This is a genomic window from Nocardia sp. NPDC004654, from assembly GCF_040609595.1.
Taxonomy (GTDB): Bacteria; Actinomycetota; Actinomycetes; order Mycobacteriales; family Mycobacteriaceae; genus Nocardia.
Genome location: NZ_JBEXKI010000008.1, coordinates 122,414 through 136,254, shown reverse-complemented (window position 1 = coordinate 136,254; position 13,841 = coordinate 122,414). Strand labels below are relative to the sequence as shown.

Sequence of the window (13,841 nt, the reverse complement as noted above, 5' to 3'; positions counted from 1 at the left end):
CTGCCGACGATGACGGCCGCGGCGGGTTTCGATCTCCTCGACGGCATCCTCGGTGTGGCCGACACACCGGTCGTGTTGCCCTATCACGGTGCACCACTGCAACTCTCGCTCCGCCCGTCGAAGCCCGCCGTGGCGTCGACATCGGCCGCGGCCCCGCCTGCCGTCGACGCCGCTCCACGCGGCGGGCGGGGCCGGGCATATCAAGACTTGCTGGAAATCTTCTCCGACGAGCTGAAGCTGGCTCCCGCCCGCTTCGAGGGGCACAAGCGCTTCGAGGAGTACGGCGCGGACTCCGTGCTCATCGCCTCCGCGGTACGCCGCATCGAAAAGGTGACCGGACAGCCCTTCGACCCCGCACTGGTGCTGGAGTACCCGACACTGGACGCACTGGCCGACTTGCTGACCGAACAGCATCCGGAACTGTTCGCCGCGACATCGCATTCGAATCCGACCGCACCCCAGGCTGCTCGAGGTCCAGCGCGCACAGTCGGCCATGCCGCGACCAATGGCGACGGCGCGCACCGCACCGGCGGGCTTCCGGCATCGGACCAGGGGCGCGGTGGATCGGTGGCACCGATCGCCGTCGTCGGCATCGGCTGCCGCTTGCCGGGCGGGGACGACCCGAACGCGTTCTGGCGCATGCTCGCCACCGGCGAATCCGGCATCCGCGAGGTCGATCCGGCGCGCTGGGATCCGGCGAGGTACTACCGCCCGACCGGTGGTCAGGGCCTGACCAATAGCAAGTGGGGCGGCTTCGTCGACGGCGTCGATCTGTTCGACCCCGCGTTCTTCGGGATCAGTGACGAGCTCGCCTGGCAAATGGATCCCTTGCAGCGGTTGCTATTGGAAGCGTCCGTCCTGGCGACCGCGGATGCCGGATATCGCCGCGATGAACTCGCGGGCCGCCGGATCGGGGTGTACGCGGGCAGCCGCACGGCCAACTACTTCAACCGCATCCCGGTCGCCGACCGGCACACTATCGTCGGCATCGGGCAGAACTTCATCGCTGCCCGCATCTCCGACTACTTCGATTGGCACGCGGGCAATCTCATACTGGACAGCGCCTGCTCGTCGTCGCTGGTATCGGTGCACCTGGCCTGTCAGGCGCTGCGCGCGGGCGAACTCGACGCGGCACTGGCGGGTGGTGTCGAGGTGCTGTTGGACGAGACGCCGTTCCTGACGCTGGCCGCGGCAGGCGTGCTGTCCCCGAACGGTCGTTGCGCCACCTTCTCCGAGCACGCCGACGGTTTCGTGCCGGGCGAGGGCGCGGCACTGCTGCTGCTCAAGCGACTCGACGACGCGGTCCGCGACGGGGACCGGATCTACGCGGTGCTGCGCGGGTCGGCGATCGGCAACGACGGGCACACGATGGGCATCACCACCCCCAATATGCACGCGCAGATCGAGGTCATCACCGCCGCCCTCGACGCGGCGGGCATGTCGCCCGACGCACTGAGCTACGTCGAAGCACATGGCACCGGCACCATGATCGGTGATCCGATCGAACTGAAGGCCTTGGCGACCGTGCTCGGCGACCGTTCCCGCGGTCCGGAGCCGTGCGCGGTCGGCAGTGTGAAAACCAATATCGGCCATCTGCTTTCGGCCGCCGGGATCGCCGGTGCGGTGAAAACGATTCTCGCGGTGCACCATGGCGCGCTGCCGCCTTCGCTGCATTGCGAGAACCTCAACCCGCGTTTCGCGTTCACCGGGTCACCGCTGTACATCAACCGCGAGCTGCGCCCGTGGCGCAGCGCCGACGGCAGGCCCCGTGCCGCGGGCGTCAGCTCGTTCGGGTTCGGCGGCACCAACGCACACCTGATCGTCGAAGAGGCCCCTGCGGCGCACCGTCCGGTGCGTAACCCGTTGTCGCCTCCCGTCTTCCGCAAGAGGAGCTTCATGCTGCCGAAAACGGTTCCGAGCAGATCGACCGATCCCGGGTCCCGGATCGTGCTTCCTTCGGCGCCCACCACGCCCGCGCCGACCACGTCCTTTCTGCGTGTGGAGCCGCTGGTATGAGTGGGATCGAGCTGAACAGTTTTGCCACCACCGTCCTCGCGGACGATCCCGTGGTGCGCGACCATCGGGTGCACGGCGTGCGGATCCTGCCCGGCGTGGTGTATCTCGACATGATTATGCGTGCCGCGATGGCGGCCGGCCACGCACCGGCGGACCTGGTGATCCGGGAGGCGTTCTTCCATCGGCCGGTCGCGTTGGACACCGGCGGCGCGGTCCGCGTCGCGTTCCGGGTGGAGGCGAGCAGCGGTCGCGTTCGCATCGATGTGCAGCGGCTCGACTCGGGCGTGCCGACCGGTTCGATCGAGTTGGTCGCCGAATGCGTTGTCGCGCAGCCTGATTCATTCTCCGATCCGGAACCCGCGGAGCCGGGTGCGCTCCGGGCCGCGCTGGTCGCGGCCCGTGGCCTGGACGAGATGTATCGGCAGAGCGGTAGTCGTGGCATCGAGCATCGCGATTTCATGCGCGCCGCAGGCGTTTTCGGTCGCCATGAGGAGGTGGTGACCGCGGAGTTGACGCTCGGTGCGGAAGGGGCGGCGTCCCTGCCCGGATTCCTGCTGCATCCGACGTTCTTGGACGCGTCGACGATCGTGCCCTTCGTCGATCCGCGTCGACTGGGCATCGATGACGACAGCGCGTTCATTCCGATCCACTTCAGCGAGGTAAGGGCGTGGCGCCCGACGCCGGAGCGGGTGTTCGTGCGTGCCGCGGTCCGCGGCCACGCACAGGATCTGTTGCGGGCGGATGTGCAGCTGTACGACGAGGCCGGCCGCGCGATCGCGGAATACCGGCTGACCTCCAAACGCGTTCGAGGCAGCGCGGATATCCATCGGTTGCTGACCGAGTCCGACGCGGCACAGCCGACGGCGACGATGTCACCGGTCGCGGCTTCGACCGGTCCGATCGGACCGGCACCGGCCCACACCGAATCCGCGCCGAGCCATCGGGCGGATACGCGGGATCCGCTCGCGGTGATCACCGCGGACCTGGCGGCGCTCGTCGCCGCCGAGATGGCCGTCGACTCCACCGGCATCGCGACCGACGTGGGTTTCTATGAACTCGGACTCGATTCGAGCCGACTACTGCGGTTGACCTCGGAGTTGGAGGCGCGGGTCGGTGAACCGCTCTACCCGACTCTGCTGTTCGAGTACCAGACCATCGATGCGCTCGCGGGGCATCTGGCCGACACCGTCGGCTCGCGATACCGTGCGGCCACCACGGAGCCGGTGGCAGTGCAACCGACCGAACCGCATCGCGACAGCCTGATCACCTTCGGATTCGACTGGCAGCCTGCGGATTCGCCACATCCGCGGCGGGAACCCGGCAGCCTGCTCGTCTTCGACACCGCGGACCAGCCGTATCGGCACCGGGGACGGGCAACGGTCATCCGGGTCCGGCCCGGTGATGAATTCGTCTCCGGTACCTCCGAATTCGTTGTCGATCCCGCCGACCCACAGCACCTGCGGTCACTGCTCACCGAGCTGTCCACCCGACGCCTCTCCTTCGACGCGGCGGTGTACCTGTGGAGCGAACGCCTCGCCGGAGCCGAGATCGACCCGCACTGGATCACGGAGCAGGTGTACCTCCCGCTGCGCGAGTTGGTGCGGGCCATGGCGGACGCGCCGGACGCACCTGTGCACCGTGTACTGGCCCTTTCGGCAGCGTCCACCCTGGGAACACTCAGCAGCGCACTGATCGGTGGATTCGCGCGCACCGTCCGGCTCGAGCTGCCCCGGCCGATTGTCCGGGCCGTACTGTGTGATACGGCAGCCGATTTCGACGCCGTGATCGCTACCGAGCTCGCCATAGATCACGACCCGGCGACCGAGATCCGCTACCGCGCGGGCCGCCGCGAGGTCCGGACGCCACGCGAAATCTCCGTCGCCGCGACGGGAACGACCGCCCCACAGCTCGAACAACGCCTGGTGGCGATGGTGACCGGCGGCTTCGGTGGCATCGGCAAACAGCTCGCCCGCAGGCTCGCCCGCGAGTACCGAGCCAGGCTGGTATTGGTATCGCGCGGTCCGCTCGACGAGTCGGGGGCAAAGCTGCTCGCCGAGATCACCGGCCTCGGCGGCGAAGCCGTTCACGTACGGGCCGACATCTCCGACGCCGCCGACGTCGAGCGCGCCGTTGCGATCGCACGCGCTACCTTCGGACGTATCGACGCGGTGTACCACGGCGCCGGAGAGTTGCGCGACGGTTTGGTCGCCAGCACCCCCGGTGCCGCGGCGAGATCCGTTCTCGCGCCGAAACTCTGCGGTGCCGAGTGGCTGATCAGGGCTGTCCCGGAGGCTCGCCTGCTGATGCTGTTCTCGTCGGTCTCCGCAGTCCTGGGCAATCCGGGCCAAGCGGATTACGCGGCGGCGAACCGGTATCTCGATGCCTTCGCCGAACTGCACGATCGCACCGCGGGATCACCCCGGGTGATCAGCATCAATTGGCCGCTGTGGGCCGAGGGCGGGATGCGTCCGCCCACCGAGCAGATCGAGGCGCTGCGCCGGGCCGGAATCGGCTTGCTGCCCACCGACATCGGACTCGATCTGCTGATGTCGTCCGCGTCGGCCGATCGCGCCCAAGTGGCCTGTGTCTGGGGCGACGCGGACACCGTGCGTGCACGACTGCGTACGGATCAGACAACCCCCGCGGCGAGACCGACCGAGGAACCCTCGGGGAATTCCGGCACACCCGCCGACCCCGTACCGCAGCGTAGCCGAGCAGAGGACGAAACCACCCTCGCCATCGTCGGTTTCAGCGGCCGCTACCCGGATGCCGACACCCTCGACGAGTTCTGGCGCAACCTGCGCGACGGACACGACGCGGTCGGACCCGTTCCGGCGCAACGGTGGTGGCTCACCGCCGCCGAGCACTCGGCGGGCGACCCGCCGATGACGGGTGGATTCCTGCGGGATGTGGCCGGTTTCGATCCGCAGTTCTTTCGAATTCCGCCCGCACACGCCCCGCTCATGGATCCGCAGGAGCGGCTGTTCCTCCAGCAGGCGTACGCGGCGCTCGAACACGCGGGCTACCACCACGAGGATCCCGCCGTCCGGGATCGGCGGGTCGGCGTGTTCGTCGGCGCGACCTGGAGCGACTACCGGCTGCTCGGCGTGGAAGCCACGCGTCACGGCGATCCGGTCGCAGTGGCATCGATTCCGTCGTCCATTGCCAACCGGACGTCGTACTCTCTCGGCCTGCGCGGGCCGAGCCTCACCGTGGACACGGCGTGTTCGGCGTCCCTCACCGCGCTGCATCTGGCCCGGCGCAGTCTGCTGGACGGCGAGTGCGACGCGGCGATCGTCGGCGGTGTGAACCTGCTGCTGCACCAGGACAAGTTTCTGCTGCTGAGCAGTTTGGGAATGGTGTCGGACACCGGCAGGTGCAGGCCGTTCGGCGCGGGGGCCGACGGTTACGTGCCCGGCGAAGGGGTTGGCGCGGTCTATCTCAAACCGCTGCGCACCGCCCTCGCCGACGGCGACACCATCCACGGCTTGGTGCTGGGCAGCGCGGTGAATCACGGGGGGCAGACCGCCGGGTACAGCGTGCCTCATCCCGGGGCGCAGGCCGAGGTGATCACCGAGGCGCTACGCGCGGCCGGAGTCGAACCCGGGACGATCGGCTACCTCGAGGCGCACGGCACCGGCACCGCCCTCGGCGATCCGATCGAAATCGCTGGCTTGGCAACGGTATTCGGGGACGCAGGCGGCGATGGGCGGCAGCGTGCGCTCGGCTCGACCAAATCGAATATCGGACATCTGGAGGCGGCCGCGGGTATCGCGGGCCTCACCAGGGTGCTGCTGCAATTCCGGCACGGCCGCATCGCGCCGACCTTGCATGCGGCACAGCTCAATCCCGCGGTCGCGTTCGACACGGTGCCGTTCCATCTGCCGCAGCAGCTCGAAGACTGGCCGCGCGCCACCGTCGACGGCATCGCGGCGCCGCGTCGTGCGGGGATCAGCGCATTCGGCGCGGGCGGTGCGAATGCGCATGTGGTGCTCGCGGAGTTCATCGACCAGCGGGCGCGGCCCGCGGCGACGGGCGAACCGGAGGTCTTCGTTCTTTCGGCGCGGTCGGCCGGTCAGCTCCGGCGCTATGCCGAGACGATGGCGCGGCATTTCCGCGCGCTGGATCCCGCCGATTTCGCCGATGCGGTGCGCACGCTGCAGGTCGGCAGGCCCGCGCTCGGGTATCGGCTCGCGGTCGTCGCCACCAGCCCCCGGGCGGTGGCAACCGCGCTCGGGCAATACCTCGGCGACCAGGCGAGCCCCGTGGTGACCGGAGCGCTGGGCGCTTCCACGCGGTCGGCGGAACTCGGGTCGGCGACGTCCCCCGAACAGGTGGCACGACAGTGGGTCGCCGGAGCCGCGATCGACTGGACCGAACCAGCCCGACGGATACCGCTGCCCGGCTACCCATTCGAGCAACGGGATTACTGGATCATCGCGCCACCGAAGTCGGGATTCGACGCGGCGGTGGCACGATTCGAGTCCACCCCGCGCCAGGGCGGGATCGTCGAGCCCGGACAAAAGGAGCTGGGGCGCTACGCGGCGATGCGACTGTTCGGCGTACTGACCGAGCTCGGGCTTACGGCGGGGGAGTGGTCGGTCGAATCGGTGCGCGGTCGAATCGGTGCGCTGCCACGCTTCCGGCGACTGCTCACCAGCTGCCTCGACATCCTGCTCCGGCACGGATTGGTGCGGGGCGAGGGCGACGCCATCGTGGTTACCGGGCCACCACCGGGAACGACATGGATGCGCGCGGACCTGCTCGCCCGATTCCCCCAGACCGAACCGTATGTGACGCTGGTCGACGCCTGCCTGGCCGCCTACCCACGGGTGCTGCGCGGCGAGCTGGCGGCGACCGAGGTGCTGTTCCCGCGCGGCGAACTCGATTTGGTCGGTGCGATCTACCGGGGGAACGCGGCCTATGACTTCACCAACGGCCTGCTCGCCGATCTGGTGGCGGCCCTCGCGCAGGAGCGGACCGGCAATGCCGCGCCGCTGCGGGTGGTGGAGGTTGGCGCGGGCACCGGCGGCTCGACGCACGCCGTGGTATCCGCACTCGTCGCCTCCGGTGCGTCGTTCGAATACCACTACACCGATGTGTCGCAGAGCTTCGTCGCGCACGGCAGGCGCACCTTCGCCGACCGAGCCGGAATGCGTTTCGGGGTGCTGGATATCGAGGCCGATCCGGTGACGCAGGGGTTCCCGGTCGCGAGCGCCGACCTCGTGGTGTGCGCCAACGTCTTACACGCGGTGCGGGCGATCGGACCCGCACTGCGTCATGTCCGCCGTCTGCTCGCGCCGTCGGGTGTGCTGGCGTTCATCGAGGCGACCACCGATCTCGAGGTGCTCGCGCTGACCTTCGGACTGCTCGACGGCTGGCACGGGTATCGGGATCCCGAACTGCGAATCGCGCACTCGCCGTTGCTTTCCGAGGACCAGTGGCGCGTCGCACTGGCCAACGCGGGCTACACCGGCGTGCGGGCTTGGGGTCCCGGGCTGTCCGCCGACACGGAGCCGAGTTTCCGCCTGCTGGCGGGGGTGAGCGACTCCGTGCCCGCGCTCGTGGCCGACCTGCCGCAGCAGGATGCGGTTGGCATGGCGACCCCGTCCGCATCGCCCGATCACGTGGACGCGGTGGATATTTCGCGCCTCGAGGCCGAGGTCACCGGCATGGTCGCGGAGGGGCTGGGGGTATCGGGCGCCGAAGTGCACCCGGAGCTGCCGCTGTCCGAATACGGCGTCGACTCGATTCTCGCGGTCAAGATCATCGACCGGGTCAATGCCCGCTACGGGCTGTCACTGCGGCCGACGGTGGTCTTCGATCACCCGTCGGTGCGGCAACTGAGCCGCCGGATCGCCGACGAGGGCGCGATCGCCGCCGTAGCACCCACCGCCGCGCCATCAGCAGCCACCTCGGCGCCCGGCACCGCCACACCGGCCGACACGGCAGCATCCGTCCGCCCCGCGATCGCATCGTCGATCCCCTCCGAAAGGACGGCGACGCAGTCGACGGATATCGCTGTCATCGGAATGTCGGGCCGGTTCCCCGGCGCCGCGAATCTCGACGAATTCTGGCGAAACCTCGCCGAGGGACGGGACGCGGTGACCGAGGTGCCGCCGTCGCGCTGGCCGGTCGCCGACCATTTCCGGCCGGGACCGGTGACGCCCGGCAGGACCTACTCGAAATGGGGCGGGTTCCTCGACGATATCGACCGCTTCGATCCGACGTTCTTCGATATGGTGCCCGCCGAGGCCGACTATATGGACCCGCAGCAGCGGTTGTTCCTCGAACACAGCTGGCTGGCGCTGGAAGACGCGGCGATCGATGCGAAATCTTTGCGGCGCAGCCGGTGTGGTGTCTTCGCGGGCTCGCCCGGATCCGACTACGCGACGCTGCTGCGCAACCGCGCCGGGTTCGGCTCGCACCATATGTTCACCGGGAACAGCCCGGCCATTCTGCCCGCCAGAGTGGCCTACCACCTCGATCTCACCGGACCGTGTCTCGGGCTGGATACCGCCTGCTCGTCGGCGTTGGTCGCGGTGCACCAGGCCTGCCGCAGCCTCGCCACCGGTGAATCCGAGCTCGCGCTGGCGGGTGGGGTTGCCGTCTTCGTGACGCCCGAGTACCACCTGCTGGCCTCGTCGATGGGGATGCTGTCGCCACACGGCCGCTGCGCGAGCTTCGACGCGGCCGCGGACGGGTTCGTGATCGCCGAAGGCGTCGGCGTGGTGGTATTGAAGCCGCTGGCCGCGGCCGAACGAGACGGCGACCCGATCCGGGGGGTGATCCGCGGCATCGGGGTGAACCACGACGGTCGCACCAACGGCATCACCGCGCCGAGCACACGCTCCCAAGCCGAGCTGGAACTCGACGTCTATCGGACCAACGGTATCGATCCGTCGAGTATCGGATACATCGAAACACATGGCACCGGAACGCGATTGGGCGACCCGATCGAGGTGGCGGCGCTCACGTCGGCCTTCCGCCACTACACCGACACGGTGGGCACCATCCCGATCGGCTCGGTGAAGTCGAATATCGGTCACGCCTCGCACGCGGCCGGGATGGCGAGCCTGTTCAAGGTGCTGTTGGCCATGCGTGCCGGGCAGATTCCACCCTCATTGCACATCGAGTCGGTGAATCCGCTACTGGATCTGGCGAATTCGCCGTTCTTCGTCAATAGCGACCTGCGTGCGTGGCCTGACGCGCCGCGCCGCGCCGCCGTGAGCTCCTTCGGATTCAGCGGCACCAATGCCCATCTCGTCGTAGACGACTACTCGTTGGTTCGGGCACCGCATCGGTACACCGGAAGCCATGGACCGCAAGTGGTGGTGCTCTCGGCTCGCACGGCGGGCAGCCTCAGCCGCGCGGCGCGGGCATTGCGCAGGCATGTGGCCGCGCATCCGGAGGTCATGCTCTCGGATATCGCGCGTACCCTCGCCTTCGGCCGAGCCCACTTCGAGCACCGCCTCGCGATAGTCGCGGATTCTGTCGACGGCCTCGCCGCTCGGCTGGCCGACTTCGTCGAAGGCGACACTCCGGCAGGTGTTTTCACCGGGCTGATCCACGACACCGCCGTGCCGGAACATTCCGCGACGGTGCTCGCTGATCCGATCGAGACGGCGCGGCGATGGGTCGCGGGAGAGCGAGTCGAATTCACCGGCTGGTCAGCGGGATTCGCACAGCGGGTACACCTACCGGGATACCAGTTCGAGCGAGAACGGTGCTGGGTGCCCGAGGGCGCCGCACCCGAGATCACCGCCGCGGCGACGACAGTCGCCGAACCGGTACTTCGACCCACACCTGCGCCGCGGTCGGCGCCCGTCGCCGAAGCGGGCAGTTCACGGTCCGCCGACGAGACTTCCCTCGGGCAGATCGCGGAGGAGTATCTGAAGGGCCTGCTCGCCGCGTACTGCCGACTGGATGCGGACCGGATTCGAACACGTATTCCGTTGCAGGACTACGGGATCGATTCGGTACTCATCAGCAGGATGAACGATCGACTGGAGACGGACTTCGGCGCACTGCCGAGCACCCTGTTCTTCGAGTACCAAACCGTCCGGGATCTAGCGGGCTACCTCGCCGAAGAGCACCCGGAACGGCTGGTGGCACTGCACACCGAGGCCACCCGGCCGTCCACGCCCGATGCCCCGGCCTCCGTCACCGCACCGGCGGACCCCACCCCCACGGTCGCCGTCGACAGCCCGGCCGCTCGCCCCGCACCCGACCGAGACGACGACATCGCCGTCATCGGTATGGCGGGCCGGTTCCCGATGGCGCAGGATATCGAAGAATTCTGGGCCAACCTGGTTTCCGGCCGCGACTGCATCATCGAGGTGCCGCCGGACCGCTGGGACCACCGCGCCTTCCACTCCGACGACCCCGACGAGCCCGGCACCACCTATGCGCGCTGGGGCGGCTTCATCGATGACGTCGACAAGTTCGACGCACGGTTCTTCGGTATCACCCCCAAGGATGCCGAGGAGATGGACCCGCAGCAGCGGCTGTTCCTCGAAACATCCTGGGCTGCTCTGGAAGACGCGGGCTACACGCCGGACCGGGTGCGGGCGGGCGCGCGGGCGCGCGGACTGGTCGACGCCGGTGTCTTCGCCGGTGTCGGGTACGCCGAGTACCAAGCCTTCGTCGGTGTGCCGATCTCCGGCTATTTCGCCATCCCCAACCGGGTTTCGTATCACCTCGGTTTCAGCGGCCCGAGCCTGGCGGTGGACACGGCCTGCTCGGCCTCGCTGACCGCCCTGCATCTCGCGTGCGAGAGTCTGCGCCGCGGTGAATCCGCCTATGCCCTCGCGGGCGGCGTGAATGTGTCGATTCACCCCGGGAAGTACCTGTTGCTCGGCTACGGACGATGGGCCTCCACCGATGGCCGCTGCCGCTCGTTCGGCGCAGGCGGTGACGGCTACGTGCCGGGCGAGGGCGTGGTCACCCTGGTGCTCAAGCCTTTACGGCATGCCCGCGCCGATGGAGACCGGGTCTACGGCGTGATCCGGGGCAGCGCCGTCAACCACGGCGGCCGCACCAACGGGTTCACGGTGCCGAATCCGACGGCACAGGCCGATCTCATCGGGCGTGCCCTGACCACGGCCGGGGTGGATGCCCGCGACATCGGCTACGTCGAGGCACACGGCACCGGTACCGCACTGGGTGACCCGATCGAGATCGCGGCGCTGACCAGGGCCTACCGCCGGTCTACGGCGGAGCGGGGCTACTGCGGCATCGGCTCGGCGAAATCGAGTGTCGGGCACCTGGAGGCGGCCGCGGGCGCGGCGGGCGTGGTGAAAGCGCTGCTGCAACTGCGGCACGACACGATGGCGCCGAACCTGCACAGCGACCCGTCGAACCCGGCGATCGACTTCGGCGCGACCCCGTTCCGGATCATCGGCACACCCACCGCGTGGCCGCGGCCCGACGACGGCACACCGCGAATCACCGCTGTCAGCTCGTTCGGCGCGGGCGGGTCCAATGCCCATGTGATTCTCACCGACGGCGGCCAGCTCCCACCGTCGGAGGCGGATGACCAGCCGCGGCTCGTGGTGTTGTCGGCGCGCGACGCCGATCGCCTGACCGAGGCGGTCGGCCGATTGGCTCGGCAGCTGCGGGAGAACCCGCTGCCGCTCGCGGATGTGGCCTGGACACTGGCCGTCGGCCGGGTGTCGTTCGAGCATCGGCTTGCCGTGGTGGCCACCTCGACCGCGGAACTGGTCGAGCTGCTGGAGAGTGCGGCCGATCCCGCCGCGCGCGTGCCCGCGGCGGGGCTGCTGGTGTTCCGAGGCGTGGCCCGCACCCATCGCGAGCTCGACGAGCTACCCGGTGAATCCGAGGCGGACCGGACCGAGATGCGCGGCCTGCTGCGCTCCGGCAACCTGCCGCGCGCGGCCGAATTGTGGGCCGGCGGGTGGACCGTGGAGTGGGAACGGGTTTACGAGCGCGCCTTCGGTCGCATTGTCAGCCTGCCCACCTACGCCTTCGCGCGGCGCAGGCATTGGATCGTGCCCGAGGACTACCGACGCCGCACCGAGCCCACCGCTCGCGAGTTCTCGCAGGTCGATCGAAACGACACCGGGACTTCGCAACTCGTCGCCAAGACGGTCGTCGCGCAGAGTCCGGAGCTGACCGGTTCCGGTCCGCGTAATGGCCACCGGCCGAATGGTGCGACCGCGCAGAGTATCTCGGAGGCGGGCGAGGCGAACACCACCGAAACCAGGGACGGCGACGGCGCCATGGTGGCCGCTGTCCCGACCGCGGCCGAGCCGGAACCCGCTGCGCCCGCGGAATCCGACGACGAGCTGCGCGCACTACTGCGGGAGCAGATCCGCGATATCTTCGCCGATCTCACCAAGACGGATCCGGCGGAACTCGAGCTGGACGCGGATTTCGTCGACTTCGGCTTCGACTCCGTGGCCACGGTGCGGATGCTGAACCGGCTCATGAAGCTGCACGAGGTCAAGATTCCGGCGGAGTCGATCGAGCTGTACCCGACTATCAGCTCGCTCGCCGACTACCTCGTCGCCGAAGGGATCATCGCGGCCGCGACCCCGTCGATCGGCGCGCCGCAGGGCACGGCCGACGCGCGCGCGGTCGATGTGCAGGACGACATCCCCGTCGTCACCATGGAGGCACCGATCGCGGTGGAATCGGTCTTCATCACCGGCGTCACCGGTGTGCTCGGCGGCAAGGTGCTGCACGATCTGCTGGCGCACACCGACGTTCGGGTGACCTGCCTGGTGCGTGGCACCTCCTTGGCCGGGGCCGAGAAACGGATCAAGCACTTCCTTGCCACCTACGACCCGGAGGGCGCCCTCGACGCCGCCTTCGCGGCCAGGGTCACGCCATTGCTCGGTGACGTATCGAAGGACCGGTTCGGCCTGGACGAGACGACCTGGCACAGAATCGCGCAAGAGGTCGATCTGACCATTCACGCCGCGGGCCGGACCACGCTCGTCACCTTCTACGACGCACTGGCCCCGATCAACGTCGAAGGCACCAGGCGCGCCATCGATTTCGCGCTCCAGTCCCGTGGCAGGTATCTCGTGTACGTCTCCAGCTTCAGTGCACTGGGTGACCGGCTCAACTTCAACAACCCGCCGTTCACCGAGCGCGACCTCGAATTGGGCCAGGGCTACGACCATCTGCCGTATCAGCAGACGAAGTACGAGTCCGAGAAACTCATCAGGGCCGCGAGCGAGCGTGGCCTGCTGTGGGACATCGTGCGTCCGGGAAACATCATGGGCGACAGCGTCACCGGGCGGTACCCATTCTCGGAGGTGAGCGTCAAGGGCGCCTACTACGACATCCTCAAGACGATGATCGAGAGCGGCGAGACCATGCTGACGCCGGTGTACTGGGACATCTCCCCGGTCGACTATGTCAGCGCGGCCATCGTGCACATCGCGTTGCGCAGACCGACCTATCGGGAGACCTACCACCTGACCAACCCGGATATCCGGCGCTACTACGACGTCGTGCGCAACGTCCAACAGGCGGGGTACCACGTAGATCTCGTGCCGCTCGAGGAATTCCATCGCCGGGTCACCGAACGGGAGATCTATCGCCGGGGCACCGACGAGGTCTACGACAGCCAGACCCTGGAGATGTTCAAGTACGGCATCGAGCTCTTCGGCTACATCCACTACGAGGAGAGCTCCTACGCCGATTGCGCGTATACCCGGCGGGTGCTCGGCGCGGCGGGCATCGACTGTCCGCCGATCGAGCAACTGGTCCAGGTCTATTTGGCCCACTGTGCGGAGGTCGGCTACATCCCGGCGCCGAAGGCGGCCGAATCGACCGTCGAGGCGGCGCGATGA

At 68.5% G+C, this 13,841-nt stretch carries 2 protein-coding genes (1 of these 2 cut by a window edge); both read left to right on the top strand.

Annotation, left to right across the window (positions count from 1 at the left end):
- Positions 1-2,016, top strand: partial view of an SDR family NAD(P)-dependent oxidoreductase gene (locus tag ABZV58_RS26035; RefSeq protein ID WP_355002777.1) — the 3' portion only. Its footprint begins 19,533 nt before the window's first position; 2,016 of the gene's 21,549 nt are visible here — the last part of the coding sequence; the start codon falls outside the window, past its left edge; its stop codon occupies positions 2,014-2,016.
- A complete protein-coding gene (locus ABZV58_RS26030; protein WP_355002776.1) occupies positions 2,013-13,841 on the top strand; it encodes an SDR family NAD(P)-dependent oxidoreductase in 11,829 nt (3,942 codons plus the stop codon). The genes ABZV58_RS26035 and ABZV58_RS26030 overlap by 4 nt, the downstream gene beginning before the upstream one ends.